The following is a 16,609-nucleotide window of genomic DNA, read 5'->3' on the forward strand; positions in this document are numbered from 1 at the left end:
CGCCTTCTTTTCGCGGATCGAATAGGCGGTACGGATAACGCAACCTTCACCTCATCCTGCGTTGATCGATTGAAGACGAGGGGAGCTTGATGGGCAAGGGGCCGGACGAAGAGACGCCCGCCACCAGCACCGACCGCGCCGCGGCCGACTGGTTTTTCCAGAACAGCCTCGACATGTTCGTGGTGGTGCAGGGCCGCGCCATAGTCCGCGTCAATCCGGCCTGGAGCCAGATCGCCGGCTGGAGCGCCGAGGAGACCCTGGGCCGCCACATCCGCGACTTCCTGCATCTGCACGACACCGAGGTGCTGGAAAGCGCCGGCCGCATCCTGCGGGCCGAGGGCCAGGTGCAGTCCGAGCACCGCCTGGCCCGCAAGGGCGGCGGCTGGCTGTGGGTGCGCTCGCGCTCCAAGATCCTGCCCGACGGGGCGCTGCTGATCGTCTTCCAGGACTTCTCCGAGGAGCGCGTGCGCCGCCTCCAGCGCCAGCAGGCCGACCGCGCCAACGAGATGCTGCGCAACGCCGCCGGCGTCTATGTCTGGCGGTTCGAGACCCGCAAGGGGATCTATTTCTTCGAGCAGGAGATCACCACCCTGGCCGCCCCGATGGGCGACGCCCGGCAGATGACCGTGCCGGAGATGATGGCCGCCATCCACCCCGACGACCGGACGATGATGAGCCAGGCCTTCGTCCGCACCCAGGAGACCGGCGAGCACGCCCAGCTCGTCTATCGCCACGCCGATCCGACCAGCCGCAACTGGATCTGGATGCGCACCGACTGGCGCGGCGTGCGGGCCGGGGCCGGCGAGCTCTTCGACGTCATCGGCATCAGCCAGGACGTCACCGAACTGCTGGTCGCCCGCAACGCCGCCCTCGACGCCGCCGAGGCCAAGTCGCGCTTCCTGGCCAATATGAGCCACGAGATCCGCACCCCGATGAACGGGGTGCTGGGCGTACTGCACCTGCTGGAGCACGAGCGCCTGTCCGACGACGGCCGCAACCTGCTGGCCGAGGCCCTGGGCTGCGGCGCCATGCTGGCCGAACTGCTCAACGACATCATCGACTTCTCCAAGATCGAGGCCGGCAAGCTGGAGCTCTCCCCCGAGCCGCTCGATCCGTCGGCCCTGCTGCGCAGCGTCGCCCACCTGCTGGAGCCCCAGGCCGACCAGAAGGGCCTGCGTTTGACGGTCGAGGCCCCGCCCGTGGGCGCCGGCTGGGTCCTGGCCGACCCGGTCCGCCTGCGCCAGGCGCTGTTCAACCTGATCGGCAACGCCGTGAAGTTCACCCTGGAGGGCGGCGTCACCGCGCGCCTTTCCGTCTCGCCCGACCCTGGGGGTCTGCGCCTGCGCTTCGAGGTCGAGGACACCGGCGTCGGCATCTCGCCCGAGGCGGCCGAAACCCTGTTCGAGCGCTTCAGCCAGGCCGACGGCTCGACCACCCGGCGGTTCGGCGGCGCGGGCCTGGGCCTGTCGATCACCCGCCGGCTGGCGGGGATGATGGGCGGCGACATCGGCTTTTCCAGCACGCCCGGCCAGGGCTCGACCTTCTGGCTGGAGATCCTGGCCGCTCCCGCCGAGGCCCCGGCCCGCAACCCCGCTCCCGCCGAGCCCGACACGCCGCTGCTGGCGGGCCTGGACGTGCTGCTGGTCGAGGACAACGCCGTCAACCGGCTGATCGCCACCCGCATGCTCGAGGCCCTCGGCGCCCGCGTGGCCACGGCCGAGGACGGCGCGGCCGGCATCGCCGCCGCCCGCCTGGGCTACGACCTGATCTTCATGGACATCCAGATGCCGGTGATGGACGGCGTCGAGGCCACCCGCGCCATCCGCAAGCTGCCCGGCCGGGCCGGCGCCGCGCCGATCCTGGCCATGACCGCCAACGCCATGGCCCACCAGCAGGCCGCCTATGTCGAGGCCGGCATGAACGGCGCGGTGGCCAAGCCGCTGTCGCCGGCCGCCCTGATCCGCGCGGTCGCCAACGCCCTGCCTGCCCGCACGCTGGAGACCTCCTGAACGAAGGCCTTTCTGCCGCCTCGTTCCAGGCCTAGATTGGACCAGAGAGTCCAACGCCTGCACGAGGCGTTGCAGGGGGCCTGACCATGGACGACGGCCACACCGTCACCGCCGCGACGGCGCGTTACGCACAGAAGAAGGAAGCCATCTTGGCGGCCGCGACGGCGGTGCTGAACCGCCAGGGCGTCAAGGGCATGACCCTGGCCGACGTCGCCGCCAAGGTCGGGCTGATCACCACCAGCGTCACCTACTACTACCGCAAGAAGGACGACCTGGCCGCCGCCTGCTTCATCCGCGGGCTGGAGCGGCTGGACGCCATGATCGACGAGGCCGCGGCGCAGCCCGACGCCGCCGCGCGCATCCGCAAGTTCCTGACCCTCTATCTCGATCTTTCCCGCCAGGTCCGCGCCGGCGAAGCCCCGCCCCTGGCCAGCTTCACCGAGATCCGCGCCCTGAAGGAGCCGATGCGGGCCTCGGTCCAGGCCGCCTTCGCCGACATCTTCCGCCGCGTGCGCGGCTTCTTCGACGGCGAGGCCTTCGCCCATCTCGACAAGGCCGAGCGCAACGCCCGCGCCCACCTGCTGCTGGAACAGGTCTTCTGGACCGGCGCCTGGCTGCGCCGCTTCGACCTCGACGACTACGAGCGGGTGCGCGAGCGGATGTACGACATTCTCGTGGGCGGCATCGCCGCGGCCGGACGCGACTGGGCGCCGCCCGCCCTGCCCGACCCGACCCCCGCCTCCGACGAAGGGCAGGAATGGCGCGAGACCTTCCTCGTGGCCGCCACTCGCCTGATCAACCAGCGCGGCTATCGCGGAGCCTCGGTCGAGGACATCTCGGCGGCGCTGAACGTCACCAAGGGCTCGTTCTACCACCACCACGATGACAAGGACGCCCTGGTGGTCGAGTGCTTCAAGCGCACCTTCGCGGTCACCCGCCGCGCCCAGCTCGCCGCCCTCGGCCTATCTGGCGAAGGCTGGACGGCGGTGTCGGCGGCGACGGCGGCCCTGGTCGAGTACCAGCTGTCGGACCACGGCCCGCTGCTGCGCGCCTCGTCGATGGGCGCCCTGCCGATCGAGATCCGCCACGAGATGAGCGACGGCTACGCCCGCGGCTCCAACCGCTTCGCCGGCATGATCGCCGACGGGATCGCCGACGGCTCGGTGCGCGCGGTCGATCCGCTGGTGGCCGCCCACATGATCAACTCCATGCTCAACGCCGCCGCCTCGCTGCAGGCCTGGGCCCCCGGCGTCACGCGCGAAGACGCCGCGCGGCTATTCGCCCGCCCCCTGCTGATGGGGCTGATGGCGCGGTAGGCGGCCGAGCCGTTTTCGCCGCTCTCAAACGATTTGCCCTGTACGCGGCGGTCGCCGCGCGCCAAGCCGGAAGCGTTCATTTCGGGGAAGCGTCCATGCCCAAGTCCACGATCCGCGCCCTCCTGCTGGCGAGCGCGGCCCTGCTCGCCGCGCCCGGCCTGGCCAGCGCCGCCGACAAGGCCGTCCAGGCCGGCAAGCTGTTCGATGGCGCCAAGCTGCGCGGCCCCAGCACCGTCGTGATCCGAGACGACCGGGTGATCGCCGTCGAGGACGGCTGGACCGCCCCGGCGGGCGCGCAGATCGTCGACCTGAAGACCCAGACCGTGCTGCCCGGCCTGATCGACGCCCACGTCCACATCGGCGCGGCCCTGCCCAGCAAGACCAACGCCGTCGAGTACGGCGTCACCCACTCCGACATCGACCGCGCCTTCGACGGCGCGCTCTACGCCCGCCAGATGCTGCTGCAGGGCTTCACCGCCGCCCGCGACCTCGGCGGCGGCCCGGAGACGGCGGCCGTCCGCGACGCCATCGACGGCGGCAAGATCGCCGGCCCGCGCCTCTGGATCGCCCTGGAGCCGCTCGGCCCCACCGCCGGCCATGGCGACAGCCGCAGCGGCGTCGACCCGGCCCTCTCCAACCCCGGCTGGGACAACGGGATCGTCAACTCGCCGCTGGAGGCCCGGCTGAAGGTGCGCGAGCACAAGCGCCGCGGGGCCACGGTGATCAAGCTGATGCCGTCCGGCGGCATCGCCTCGATCGGCGACGATCCGCGCCACCAGACCATGGCCCAGGACGAGATCGAGGAAGCCGTCCGCACCGCCCATGGCCTCGGCCTCAAGGTCGCCGCTCACATCTATCCCGCCCCCGCCATCGAGACGGCGGTCAAGGCCGGGATCGACTCCGTCGAGCACGGCTCGTTCGCCACGCCCGAGGCGCTGAAGCTGATGAAGGAGCGCGGCGTCTACCTGGTGCCGACGCTCAGCGTCTACGACGTCTTCTACGAGACGGCGTCCAAGCATCCCGAACTGCTGCCGCCCGGCACGGCCGAGAAGGAGCTGGCCAACGACCTGATCCCCAAGCGGAACTTCCCCAACGCCGTGAAGGCCGGGGTCAAGATCGCCTACGGCACCGACCTCGGCGAAGGCGACCACACGCTGGAGTTCGACCTGCTGGTCCAGGGCGGCCTCACCCCCACCCAGGCCCTGACCGCCGCCACCGGCGCCGCCGGCGACCTGATCGGCGATCCGGCCGTGGGCCGGGTTGCGCCCGGCGCCTTCGCCGACCTCGTGGCCGTGAGCGGTGATCCGACCGCCGACATCAGCCTGATGCGCAAGGTGGCGTTCGTGATGAAGGGCGGGGTCGTCTACAAGGCCGGCGGGGTGGAAGTGCTGCCGCGGTAGCTCCTGTCCCCTCTCTCTTTGAGAGAGGGAGGGGCCCGCCGCGCAGCGGTGGGAGGGTGAGAGGTTTCACCGCCCACAAGCAAACCCACGTGGGTGGAACCGCAACTCCAACCACCGCGCCTCATCCGGAGAGAGTGTAACCTCTCACCCTCCCACGCCCTCGGCGTGGGCCCCTCCCTCTCTCTCAGAGAGAGGGATTTTCAGCCACGTACGCGTCCACCTGCGCCAGCCGCCGCGCCTTCTCGGCTTCGTCGAGGAACGAGCCGGAGAAGCTGTTCCTGGCCAGCACCACCAGGTCGTCCCGCGTCAGGTCCACGGCCTTGGCGGTCTGCAGATAGTTGTCCAGCAGGTAGCCGCCGAAATAGGCCGGGTCGTCGGAGTTCACCGTCGCCTTCAGCCCCAGGTCCAGCATCTTCCGCATCGGGTGCGCCGTCAGGTCCGGCACCACGCAGAGCTTCAGGTTCGACAGCGGGCAGACCGTCAGGGTCGTCCCGTCCGCGACCAGACGGGCCGTCAACGCCTCGTCCTCAAGCGCGCGGTTGCCATGGTCGATGCGGTCGACGCCCACCAGGTCGATGGCCTCCCAGACATATTCCGGCGGCCCCTCCTCGCCCGCGTGGGCGACGATCTTGAGGCCGAGGTCGCGCGCGGCCTTGAACACCCGGGCGAACTTGGCCGGCGGATGGCCGACCTCCGAGGAATCCAGGCCCACGCCGGCGATCTTGGAAAGGTGCGGCTTGGCCAGTTCCAGCGTCTCGAAGGCGCTGTCTTCCGACAGGTGCCGCAGGAAGCAGAGGATCAGCTTCGACGTCACGCCCCAGCGGCTTTCGGCCTCGTCCATGCCGTCCAGCAGGCCGTCGATCACCGTCTCGAAGGCGATCCCGCGTTCGGTGTGGGTCTGCGGGTCGAAGAAGATCTCGGCGTGCACCCCGCCGTCGGCCGCCAGGCGCTCGAAATAGGCCAGGGCCAGGTCCTTGAAGTCGGCCCGCGTGATCAGCACGCCCGCGCCCTGGTAATAGATGTCCAGGAAGTCCTGCAGGTTGGAGAAGGCGTAGGCGGCGCGGATCTCCTCGACCGACTTGTACGGCAGGGCGATCCCGTTGCGTTCGGCCAGGGCGAACATCAGTTCCGGTTCGAGGCTGCCCTCGATGTGCATGTGCAGTTCGGCCTTGGGCAGGCCGCGGGCGAAGGCTTCGAGCGTGGTGTCGGTCATGGGAATTCCATCGGCTCGCGAGGCGCCAGGGTCAAGTCCGCGCGTCAAGCCCGCACAAGGCGGCGCGGGAGCGTGGGGCCCCCGCGCCGAGGTGCGCTTCACCTCTTAGTTTCGACGCGTCGTATGCACCGCGTCGCGCTCGCGCCTGAAACGGTCTTGGAATGTCCCGCACGCCTGCAAGCGGCGGCGGCCGGCCGGCCGGTCCTGGTGCGAACTCCCTCCCCAGTTTGGCCGATTGTTCTTGGGAGACCGTAGGCTTACGCGCCGACGTGGGCGTCACGTCGGCCCGCACCGGCAGGTGCTCTCTCGGCCGAAACTGAACCCTTCGAATGTCCAGTACGACGCCCACGGCGTCAACCTGCGGCGCCCGAAAAAGCGGCGCCGTCCGCGCCCCTCTGGACTCTCGCGCGGCGTCGTGCAGGCTAGGATCAAACAAGCGTTCAAACGAACCAAAAGGGTGGAACCGCATGGCCGCGATCAACGCCGTCACCGATCTGACCGTCGAAGGCGACATCGGCGTCGTCACGCTGAACTCGCCTCCCGTCAACGCCCTGTCGGCCCAGGTCCGCGAAGGGCTGAAGGGCGCCTTCGAGGCGGCGATCGGCGATCCGGCCGTCCAGGCCATCGTGCTGATCTGCGAGGGCAAGACCTTCATCGCCGGCGCCGACATCAGCGAGTTCGGCAAGGCCATGACCGGCCCCTCGCTGCAGGACGTGCAGAACACCATCGAAAACTCGCCCAAGCCGGTGATCGCCGCCATCCACGGCACGGTGCTGGGCGGCGGGCTGGAGGTGGCGCTGGTCGCCCACTACCGCGTCGCCGTGCCGTCCGCGAAGGCGGGCCTGCCGGAAGTGAACATCGGCCTGCTGCCCGGGGCCGGCGGCACCCAGCGCCTGCCGCGCATCGTCGGCGTCGAGAAGGCGCTGGAGATGGTCACCACCGGCCAGCACGTGCCGGCCAAGGCGGCTCTCGCCATGGGCCTGTTCGACAGCCTGGTCGAGGAAGGCGCCCTGCGCGACGGGGCCATCGCCTTCGCCCGCGTGGTGCTGGCCGAGGACAAGCCGCTGGCCAAGGTCCGCGACCTTTCCGCCAAGGTCGAGGCCGCCCGCGGCAAGCCCGAGATCTTCGCCGAATTCCGCAAGGCCAACGCCAAGAAGTTCCGCGGCTTCCTCGCCCCCGAAAACAACATCAAGTGCATCGAGGCGGCGGTGAACCTGCCCTTCGACGAGGGGCTGAAGGAAGAGCGCCGGCTGTTCATGGAGCTGATGACCGGCAGCCAGTCGGCCGCCCAGCGCTACGTGTTCTTCGCCGAGCGCCAGGCCGCCAAGATCCCCGACGTGCCGGACGACACCCCCACGATCCCGGTGAAAAAGGTCGGCGTCATCGGGGCCGGCACCATGGGCGGCGGCATCTCGATGAACTTCCTCAACGCCGGCGTCCCGGTGACGATCATCGAGGCCAAGTCGGAGAACCTCGACCGCGGCGTCGCCACCATCCGCAAGAACTACGAGAACACCGCCAAGAAGGGCCGCCTCACCCAGGACGACGTCGAAAAGCGCATGGGGCTGCTGACCCCCTCCATGCACCTGGAAGACCTGGCCGACTGCGACCTGATCATCGAGGCCGTGTTCGAGCTGATGGAGATCAAGAAGGAGGTCTTCACCAAGCTCGACAAGATCGCCAAGCCCGGCGCGATCCTGGCCACCAACACCTCCTATCTCGACGTCGACGCCATCGCCGCCGTCACCAGCCGGCCCGAAAGCGTCATCGGCCTGCACTTCTTCTCGCCGGCCAACGTCATGCGCCTGCTCGAGATCGTGCGCGGCGAGAAGACCGACAAGTCGGTGATCGCCACCGCCATGCAGACCGGCAAGAAGATCGGCAAGGTCGCCGTCCTGGTCGGCAACTGCTTCGGTTTCGTCGGCAACCGCATGCTGGCCCAGCGCCAGCGCGAGGCCCAGAAGCTGATCCTCGAAGGCGCCATGCCCTGGGACGTCGACCGCGTGCTCTACGACTTCGGCCTGCCGATGGGGCCGTTCGCCATGAGCGACCTGGCCGGCCTCGACATCGGCTGGGACCCGGCCAAGACCAGCTCCTCGACCGTGCGCGAAGTGCTGTGCGAGATGGACCGCCGCGGCCAGAAGAACGGCAAGGGCTTCTACGACTACGATGAGAACCGCGTGGCCAAACCGTCGGCCGAAGTGGAGAAGGTGATCCTCGACTTCGCCGAGAAGCGCCAGATCCAGCGGCGCGAGATCAGCGACGAAGAGATCCTCGAACGCTGCCTCTATCCGATGGTCAACGAGGGCGCGAAGATCCTCGAAGAGGGCAAGGCCATCCGCGCCTCCGACATCGATATCGTCTGGATCAACGGCTACGGCTGGCCGGTCTATCGCGGCGGCCCGATGTTCTGGGGAGAACTGGTCGGGCTCGACAAGGTCCTGGCCAAGATGAAGGAATTCCAGGCCAAACACGGCGACGACTTCAAGCCGTCGGCCCTGCTGGAACGGCTGGTCGCCGAGGGCAAGGGCTTCAAGGACGCGTAGCCGCCGCTGCGCGGCGCCCCCTCAGTCGCTCCGCGACAGCTCCCCCAGAAGGGGAGCATCTACGCCGCAAGATCCTCCCCCTCTGGGGGAGGTGGCCCGGAGGGCCGGAGGGGGCCAGCGCAGGCGCCCGCAAAGTGCAAGGAGTCCCCATGAGCATCCCCTCCATGATCACCGCCGACTACGGCGTGATGGACGACATCCTCCGCGAGCGCGCCCTTGAGGCCCCAGGCCGCCCCGCCGTGATCATGGAGACCGGCGAGGCCGCCACTTACCGCCAGTTCGACGCCCTGGCCGACCGCGTCGCCGCCGCCCTGCAGCGCGACGGCGTCCAGCCCGGCGAGGCCGTCGCCGTCTGCGCCCTGTCGTCGATCCCCTATGCGGCCGTGTTCCTCGGCGGCCTGCGGGCCGGGGTGGCGGTCGCGCCGCTGGCGCCGTCCTCCACGCCGCAGGCCATCGCCGGCATGGTCGCCGACTGCGGGGCCAGGCTGTTCTTCGTCGACGCCGGCGTGGCCGAGGCCCAGACACCCGCCCCGATCGCTGCCCGCACCATCGCCCTGGACGGCTCGGCCGCCGGCGAGGCCTTCGAGGCCTGGCTGGCGCCTGAAGGCGCCGCGCCGGCGCCGGTCGAGATCGGCCCCGAGCATCCGTTCAACATCATCTATTCCAGCGGCACCACCGGCGCGCCCAAGGGCATCGTCCAGTCGCACGGCATGCGCTGGAAGCACGTCTTCCGCGGCGACGCCGTCGGCTATGGGGCGGACGCGGTCACCCTGCTGTCGACCCCGCTCTATTCCAACACCACCCTGGTCTGCTTCTTCCCCACCCTGGCCGGCGGCGGGACCGTGGTGCTGATGAGGAAGTTCGACGCCGGCCGCTTCCTGGAGCTCGCCCAGCAGCACCGCATGACCCACGCCATGCTGGTGCCGGTGCAGTACCGCCGCCTGCTGGCCCATCCGGACTTCGACGCCTTCGACCTGTCGACCACCCGGCTGAAGTTCTGCACCAGCGCCCCGTTCGCCCCCGAACTGAAGGCCGAGGTCCTGCGCCGCTGGCCCGGCGGCCTCGTCGAATATTTCGGCATGACCGAGGGCGGCGGCACCTGCATCCTCATGGCCCACGAGCACCCGGACAAGCTGCACACGGTGGGTCGTCCCGCCCCCGGCCACGACATCCGCCTGATCGACGAGGACGGCGTGCAGGTCGGTCCCGGCGTGGTCGGCGAGATCGTCGGCCGCTCGGCCGGCATGATGAACGGCTATCACGGCCAGCCCGGCAAGACGGCGGAAGCCACCTGGACCAGCCCCGAAGGCCTGTCCTTCATCCGCACCGGCGACGTCGGCCGCTTCGACGACGAGGGCTTCCTCACCCTGATGGATCGCAAGAAGGACATGATCATCAGCGGCGGCTTCAACATCTATCCCAGCGACCTGGAGGCGGTGATCGCCACCCACCCCGACGTGCTGGAGGCCGCCGTGGTCGGCGTGCCGTCCGAGGCCTGGGGCGAGACCCCGATCGCCTTCGTCGCCCTGCGGCCCGGCGCCGCGGCCGACGCGCAGACCGTCCGCGCCTTCGCCAACGAGCGCCTGGGCAAGACCCAGCGCCTGACCGACCTCGTCCTCGTCGACGCCCTGCCCCGCAGCCACATCGGCAAGGTGCTCAAGCGCGAACTGCGGGACGGGTGGAACGCCAAGACCCCTCTCTCATAGAGAGAGGGATCACGGTGCAAAACCCGCAAAAGCCGGAATCTACACCGCGACGGCGCGCCGCATCGGGCGGCCCCGAGTCACTCGATACCTTCAGTTAACCATGATGGCGTCGTCGGGGCGCCTTTGTTGCGGAAGCGTCGATCGCATGTCCTCTCTCACAGCCGCCGTTCTGGCGTCGCAGCCGAAAGTCCAGGGTCCCGCTTCCGACGCGCCGATCGATTTCGACGCCGTCTCCCGCGCCCTGGTCCCGGCCGACGACCTGAACGGGCGGCTGGCCCAGCGCTTCTCCCGTCCCACCGCCGTGCGCGCCGCCGCCGACCGCGCCGCCGCCACCGCCGACCTGCTGGCCGCCCAGGGCGCCCGCCCCGGCGGGGTCTGCATCGTCTCGGCCCTGGCCGGCCGCGAAACCCTCGAAGGCGTCGCCGCCGCCGGCCTGACGCCGTGGCTGGTCGACGTCGATCCGTTCACCTGGATGGTCGACACCGCCCACCTGCGCGAGCGCCTGACCGAAGCCCCCTGCCCGCTCGAGGCCATCGTCACCACCTGCGCCTTCGGCCGAGCCCCCGACCTCGCCGCGCTGGCCGCCTTCCAGGCCGAGACCGGCCTGCCGATCGTGGTCGACGCCACCTTCGGCTACGACGTGATCATGGACGCCCCGGTCCCGGTGGTCGTCGGCCTGCCGGGCGGCCAGGGCGTGTTCGTCGCCGCCGAGGACGCCGACCTGATCGCCCGCCTGTCGGCCCCCGCCTTCGAAGGCGAGGCCGGCCTCGACGGCTGGACCCTCAAGCGCCAGCAGCTGGCCACCAACGCCCAGCGCCTGCGCATGCTGCTGCTCGGCTCGCCGATCCAGTTCCAGCCCGGCTGGGGCCTGTCGTGGGTGTCCAGCGCCTGCGTGGTCAGCGTCGCCGAGGGCTGCGCCCCGGCCGTCGCCGCCCTGCTGGCCGTCGAGGGCCGCTTCGTCACCTGCGTGGGCGTGCGCGATCCCGAAGCTCCCGCCGACGCCGTTCCCGTCGTTGACCACCTGGCCGGCAAGATGCTCGGCCTGCCCTTCGCCGCCGACCTCGACATCGCCGACCTCGACGACCTGGCCGAAGCGGTTCGGCGAGCGGTGGCTCAGGTTTGAGAAGACCCCCTCCGGCCCTCCGGGCCACCTCCCCCAGAGGGGGAGGATCTACGCAGCAGATGCTCCCCCTCTGGGGGAGCTGTCGCGGAGCGACTGAGGGGGCTGCCCGCAGGGCGAAGCAACAGAAAGGCCGGAGACTTTCGTCCCCGGCCCAGGGAGATCGACGGAGGAAGTCGATCGCCAGTTCCCCGAGGCGGGGATCTCAAAACTTCTTGCGCAGGCTCAGCTTGTAGGTCCGCCCCAGCGGGTCGCCGGTGAACGGGTCGTAGCCGAGGTCGAGCCTCGCGTAGGACGGGTCCTTGTCGAACAGGTTGGTGATCGCGATGCTCGCGGTAGCATCCCGCGGCAGGAGCACGCGATAGGCCAGGTCGGTCAGCACCTGGGCGTCGATGGTCTTGCCGTTGGCCACCGTCACGGCCGCCCCGGTCGTGTCCTTGTAGGCTCCGGTGGCGAACGGCGCGGTGCGCTGGTCGGTGTACTCGCCGATGTAGTGCACCGTCAGGCGCAGGTTGTGCGGCCCCCGGCTCCATTCGGCGAAGACGTCGCCCTTCCACTGCGGGATCGGCACGACGGTGGTCTGGTAGTTCAGCAGACCCACCGCGTCGAAGGCCTTTTCGACCACCACGCCCTCGACGCTGGTCGCCCCCACCTCGTACTTCTGAATGTAAGTCGCGCTGCCGCCGACGGCCAGCTCCCCGCCCAGCACGCCCTGGAAGGCGTAATCGGCCGAGAAGTCGAAGCCCGAATTCTCGATCGGCGCGCCGTTGATGTAGAAGGTCTTCAGCCGCGCGATGCTGGTGGTCGGCGTGCCGCACGCGCCGTTGAAGGTGAAGCGCGCCTGCAAGGCCGCGTAGGCGCTGTTCCCGCAGTTGTTGGTCCCCGCCGCCCCGTTCGGATAAAGCGCGCTGGTGATGCCGGCCACCGGCTCGGCCACGATCGGGTTTTTGAAGTCGAACCGGAAGTAGTCGACGCTGGCCTTGAAGGCGCCGGCCTTGAACAGCAGGCCGAAATTGTAGGTGTTTGCCTTCTCGGGCTTCAGGTCCGGATTGCCGAAGATGTCGACCGCCCGGAAGACGCCCAGGATCCCCTGCAGCGAGGTCACCGAGGTCGTGGTGGTCAGCGGATCCGGCGGCCCGCGGAAGGTCGAGCCGGCCGAGGCCCGCACCGCCATCCACGGCGTCGCCTGCCAGCGCACAGAGGCCTTGGGGTTGAAGGTCGAACCGACCCCACCGCCGTAGTCCTCATAACGCGCCGCCAGCTGGGCCTGCACCGTCTGCGTGATCGGCAGGCTGAGCTCGCCGAAGGTCGCCACCACGTCGCTCTGATTGTCGGCCGGCGTGTTGACGCCCAGGAACATGAACGGCCCGTTCCGCGCCGAGCCCGTGCAGGTGGTCACGCCATAGTCCGGCGTGTTGACGCACGGATTGATCAGGGCGTTGGAGATGTCGTTGAAGGTCGAGGTGAAATAGGTCCGGCGGTACTGCACCCCGGCCGCCCAGGCGATGTCGCCGCCCGGCAGGGTGATGGCCGTCTTGCCGTTCAGCACCGCCTCGGCCACGAACAATCGCGAGGTCTGCTTGGTCGACAGCTTCTTGAAGAACCAGTCGGTCAGTTCCTTGCTGTTGGCCAGGCTGGAGACGTAGCCGGGATTGGCGACGCCGGTGATGGCGTTGCCCGGGATCGCGCTGGCGAAGGGGTTGTAATACTGGCACCCGCCGACGCCCGGCGTGCCCTGGATCCCCGCCGTGTTCGGGTCGGTGTCGCAGTTGGGCCCGCCCAGCCCGCGCAGCGCCAGGGCGAAGCGGTTGACCAGGGTGTCGTAGCCCGTGCGGATGCCGACCTCCTGGGAATAGGTCAGCGCCGCCTCCCAGCCGATCCCGTTGTCGAACTCGCCCTTCAGGTCGGCCGAGACGCGATAGGCGTCGAACGAGCGCGAGCCGATCGACGGGCCGTAGCCGAACTTGGGATTGCCGCCGATGCCGTAGGGCCGGTTGGCGGCGTTGATGGCCCCGAAGGCGAACACCGTCGCCGTCGGCACGGTGATCTGGGCGCCGGTGCCCAGGCCCGTCAGGGTCACGGTCGGGTTGGCGGCGATGAAGGCGGCCAGGCCCGGATTGGTCGCCGGCACGTAGTAGCGCCCGATCAGGCCGGCCGAGGCCGCCACCTCGGCGGTCGGCACGGCCAGGGCGGCGTAGGACGGCGAGGTGTTCCAGTCGGGCACGTCGGTATGCGACCACAGGGCCTCGACGTGCAGCTTGGTGGTGTCGGAAAGCCTGGCGTTGATCTCGCCATAGACCTGCACGGCGTTGGACTTTTCCACCAGGTTGTCGAACGGCGTGTAGTGCCAGTAGCAGACCGGCGTCAGGCCGCTGAAGCCGGGAAAGCCGCCCAGGCTGGCGCAGGCCGGATCGCGCATGCCGTTGGTCGGGCTGGCCGCCGGGATGAAGGTCGAGGGATTTCCCGCCGCCGACCAGCCGGCCTCCGGATTGTCGAGATAGCCGCGATTGGCCCAGTCGCGCTCGGCGACACTGAGCTTGGAGCGGTGCTGCCAGCCGGCGCTCAGCAGCATGTCGCCGTTCTCCCACCGCTTGCCGTAGGTCAGGCTGAGGCCGTAGTCGCCGTCCGAGCCGTCGATGGCGCGGTAGTCGGCGGCCATCTCCAGCCCGTCGACGTTCTTCTTGGTGATGAAGTTGACCACCCCGGCGATGGCGTCCGAGCCATAGGTCGCCGCCGCCCCGTCCTTCAGCACCTCCACCCGGCCGATGGCGGCGGCGGGAATGATGTTGGTGTCGACGATGCCCGCCCCGGCCGCGGCCAGCGGATTGATCGCCAGGCGCCGGCCGTTCAGCAAGACGAGCGTGCGCTGCGAGCCCAGCCCCCGCAGGTTCACCGAGCCCGAGCCTTCCGAGCCCTGGGCGCGGCTGTCGAACTGGTTGGTGTCGCCCAGCACCCCGTTCGACACCGACAGGGCCTTGATCATCTCGACGGTCGAGGGCGAGCCGCGCTTCTGCAGTTCCTCGGCCCCGATCACGTCCACCGGCAGGGCCGCGTCCTCGGGCGTGCCGCGGATGAACGAGCCGGTGACCACCACCTCCTCGACCTGCGTCGCCTCCTGCCCCCACGCCGCGCCCGCCGTCGCGGCGAGCGCCATCGCCAGCGCGCCGGCCGAGCCCGCGCGCAGATAGGTCTTCCTGGTCATCTTCCCTCTCCCGGTCTGTCTCTTCTTTTTCGGAGCGCTTGGGCGAGGACGGATCTCTCTCTAGGGGTCGACGGTATCCTCCACGCGCCAACGCCTCGGACGGCCGCCCGCCGTCGCGAAATCGCGCGTTTCGAAAATGGAAGATGCGAACTTAGACGCCGACACCTTGGGATCCCCCTCTCGCCGGATACTTTGTACGCAAAGCTTTCTTGGCCGCTCGACCGCAGGACGAGCGGGCTCGACATCGAGAGTCGAACGACTGTTTCGATGATTGAGTATGTTTTCCCAAGCGTCAACCGCCGTAATTTTCCGGCAAGCTGAGCCGCCTTGAATTCCGGGTATCGAGATGCGGCGACCACCCCGGGCGTCCGCCGCGCAGGCGCCAAGCCGGGACGAGGTCATCTACGTAGTGACCGCAATCGCGGACAATTCCCGTCGCACAGCGGCGAGACGGGCTTTTTTCCTGTGAGTTGTCGCCCTAATTGAGCGAACGACGGTCCTGTCTATCCGTTATGGGTCGGTCGTCCGACAGTGTGGGGTGAAATCTCGATGAGTTCCGACGCGATCGCGGATCGCCGGCCGACGGCTGCGCGCCTCTCCGCCCTGGCGGGCGCGAGCCTGGCCGCCCTGCTGCTGGCCGGCTGCAACACCGCCGCCCCGCGCACGCCCGACACCCGCCTGCCGACGGCCTTCGAGGCCCCGGCCGGCGCGCCCCTGCCCGCCGCCGCCCTCGACCAGTGGTGGACCCAGTTCGGCGATCCCCAGCTCGACGCCCTGATCGCCACCGCCCTTGAGCGCAGCCCCGACGCCCGCAGCGCCGCTGCCGTGCTGGAAGAGGCCCGCGCCGTCCGCAAGAGCAACATCCGCCAGCTCTACATCCCGTCGGGCCAGGTGAAGGGCGCGGCCAGCCGCAAGCACACCGAGATCCTCGACCAGAGCGGCGGGACCAGCTTCACCCTCGGCGGCGACACCGACAGCTACAGCGCCAATTTCGACGTCTCGTGGGAGCTCGACTATCTGGGCCGTCGCAAGGCCGGCCTGCAGGTGGTGAACAACGACCTGGCCGCCGCCCGCTTCGCCTATGAGGGCGCCCGCGCGGCCCTGGCCGCCAACGTCGCCCAGTCCTATTTCGAGGCCAAGGGCCTGGCCGTGCAACTGGCCGACGCCCGCGAGAGCGCCCGCATCAGCCAGTCGCTGGGCGAGCTGGCGACCAGGAAGGCCAGGCTTGGCCTGTCGGCCGGTTCGGAAGCCGACAGCGCCGCCGCCACCCTGGCTCAATCCGAGGCCCAGGCGGCCGACTACGAAGCCCAGCTCCAGGCCGCCCGCCGCAGCCTGCTGATCCTGGTCGGACGCGGGATCGCCCCGCTGGCCAGCCTGAACGTCGAGGCCGCCCTCGACGCCCCGCCGCCGGTTCCGGCCACCGTGCCGGGCGCCCTGCTGGAGCGCCGTCCCGACGTGCGCGAGGCCCAGGCCCGCCTGGCCTCGGCCGCCGGCAATCTCAAGGTCAACCAGCTGGCCCTGTTCCCGACCTTCAACCTGACCCCGGGTCTGGGCTGGGCCAAGAGCGTCTCGCCGGCCTTCGACTTCACCGGCAGCGGCGCCAGCGGCGGCACGACCTCGACCACCACCGGCTCCTGGACCCTCGGCGGCGGCCTCACCATCCCGCTGCTCAACATCCCCCAGCTGCTGGCCGACATCGACGCCCAGGACGCCCGCACCGAGCAGGCCGCCGTCGCCTACGAGAAGGCCGTGCAGACGGCCTATGGCGAGGCCGAGAACGCCATCACCCAGCTGGCCGCCGACAACCGCCGCGTCGCCCTCTTGAAGGCCGGCGAGGCCCGCGCCGCCAGCGCCTACGCCGCCAGCCGCAAGGGCTACGGCCTGGGGCTCGTCGACCAGACGACCAACCTGCAGAACGAGCAGACCTGGCGCAGCGCCCGCAGCGCCCTGACCGGCGCCCAGACCCAGGCCCTGCAACGCGCCGTCCAGACCTACAAGGCGCTCGGCGGCGGCTGGTCGCCGAACGCCCCCGCCCCGCTTCCGCCCCGGGCGTCCGCCCAGGCAGCCGACACCGCCTCCGAACGCGCTCCGCGATGA

General features: G+C 69.9%; 8 protein-coding genes and 1 pseudogene. 7 read left to right on the forward strand and 2 right to left on the reverse strand.

What is annotated here, in order from left to right; all coding sequences use genetic code 11:
* Nucleotides 1–89 precede the first annotated feature (89 nt).
* The 3 genes from AC1RRS_RS18850 to AC1RRS_RS18860 all read left to right on the forward strand — a co-directional run bounded on the left by AC1RRS_RS18850 (nucleotide 90) and on the right by AC1RRS_RS18860 (nucleotide 4,725).
* Entirely contained in the window at nucleotides 90–2,009 is a 1,920-nt protein-coding gene (locus AC1RRS_RS18850; protein WP_492856435.1) for a hybrid sensor histidine kinase/response regulator, read from the forward strand.
* Nucleotides 2,010–2,095: 86 nt separating this feature from the next.
* Nucleotides 2,096–3,325 (forward strand): TetR/AcrR family transcriptional regulator, encoded by a 1,230-nt coding sequence (locus tag AC1RRS_RS18855; RefSeq protein WP_492856436.1) that lies wholly within the window; start codon nucleotides 2,096–2,098, stop codon nucleotides 3,323–3,325.
* A 95-nt stretch (nucleotides 3,326–3,420) separates the two neighbouring features.
* Nucleotides 3,421–4,725 (forward strand): metal-dependent hydrolase family protein, encoded by a 1,305-nt coding sequence (locus tag AC1RRS_RS18860; protein ID WP_492856437.1) that lies wholly within the window; start codon nucleotides 3,421–3,423, stop codon nucleotides 4,723–4,725.
* A 184-nt stretch (nucleotides 4,726–4,909) separates the two neighbouring features.
* On the opposite strand, the gene AC1RRS_RS18865 is transcribed toward AC1RRS_RS18860, so the two are convergent.
* Complete coding sequence (locus tag AC1RRS_RS18865; RefSeq protein WP_492856438.1) at nucleotides 4,910–5,938, reverse strand: adenosine deaminase; 1,029 nt, start codon at nucleotides 5,936–5,938, stop codon at nucleotides 4,910–4,912.
* 467 nt (nucleotides 5,939–6,405) lie between these two features.
* Between AC1RRS_RS18865 and AC1RRS_RS18870 the strand changes: the two genes are divergently transcribed.
* The 3 genes from AC1RRS_RS18870 to AC1RRS_RS18880 all read left to right on the forward strand — a co-directional run bounded on the left by AC1RRS_RS18870 (nucleotide 6,406) and on the right by AC1RRS_RS18880 (nucleotide 11,313).
* On the forward strand, nucleotides 6,406–8,484 hold the full coding sequence (locus AC1RRS_RS18870) for a 3-hydroxyacyl-CoA dehydrogenase NAD-binding domain-containing protein (protein WP_492856439.1): 2,079 nt from the start codon (nucleotides 6,406–6,408) through the stop codon (nucleotides 8,482–8,484).
* Between the two features lie 149 nt (nucleotides 8,485–8,633).
* On the forward strand, nucleotides 8,634–10,190 hold the full coding sequence (locus AC1RRS_RS18875; RefSeq protein WP_492856440.1) for a class I adenylate-forming enzyme family protein: 1,557 nt from the start codon (nucleotides 8,634–8,636) through the stop codon (nucleotides 10,188–10,190).
* Nucleotides 10,191–10,335: 145 nt separating this feature from the next.
* Nucleotides 10,336–11,313, forward strand: a complete 978-nt coding sequence (locus AC1RRS_RS18880) for a DegT/DnrJ/EryC1/StrS family aminotransferase (RefSeq protein ID WP_492856441.1) — start codon at nucleotides 10,336–10,338, stop codon at nucleotides 11,311–11,313.
* 202 nt (nucleotides 11,314–11,515) lie between these two features.
* Here the strand turns inward: AC1RRS_RS18880 and AC1RRS_RS18885 are convergent.
* Nucleotides 11,516–14,854 (reverse strand): annotated as a pseudogene (locus AC1RRS_RS18885) (TonB-dependent receptor).
* Nucleotides 14,855–15,061: 207 nt separating this feature from the next.
* Here AC1RRS_RS18885 and AC1RRS_RS18890 point away from each other — a divergent pair.
* Nucleotides 15,062–16,609: an efflux transporter outer membrane subunit gene (locus AC1RRS_RS18890; protein WP_492856442.1), complete on the forward strand. Its 1,548-nt coding sequence runs from the start codon at nucleotides 15,062–15,064 to the stop codon at nucleotides 16,607–16,609.

Source organism: Caulobacter sp. GW821-FHT12A07, assembly GCF_058807655.1.

What these genes read in the sequence shown, in the direction of transcription:
- AC1RRS_RS18860 (WP_492856437.1), top strand. Translation starts at nt 3,421, where the DNA reads ATGCCCAAGTCCACGATCCGCGCCCTCCTGCTGGCGAGCGCGGCCCTG.
- AC1RRS_RS18870 (WP_492856439.1), top strand. Translation starts at nt 6,406, where the DNA reads ATGGCCGCGATCAACGCCGTCACCGATCTGACCGTCGAAGGCGACATC.
- AC1RRS_RS18875 (WP_492856440.1), top strand. Translation starts at nt 8,634, where the DNA reads ATGAGCATCCCCTCCATGATCACCGCCGACTACGGCGTGATGGACGAC.
- AC1RRS_RS18850 (WP_492856435.1), top strand. Translation starts at nt 90, where the DNA reads ATGGGCAAGGGGCCGGACGAAGAGACGCCCGCCACCAGCACCGACCGC.
- AC1RRS_RS18880 (WP_492856441.1), top strand. Translation starts at nt 10,336, where the DNA reads ATGTCCTCTCTCACAGCCGCCGTTCTGGCGTCGCAGCCGAAAGTCCAG.
- AC1RRS_RS18855 (WP_492856436.1), top strand. Translation starts at nt 2,096, where the DNA reads ATGGACGACGGCCACACCGTCACCGCCGCGACGGCGCGTTACGCACAG.
- AC1RRS_RS18890 (WP_492856442.1), top strand. Translation starts at nt 15,062, where the DNA reads ATGAGTTCCGACGCGATCGCGGATCGCCGGCCGACGGCTGCGCGCCTC.
- AC1RRS_RS18865 (WP_492856438.1), bottom strand. Translation starts at nt 5,938, where the DNA reads ATGACCGACACCACGCTCGAAGCCTTCGCCCGCGGCCTGCCCAAGGCC.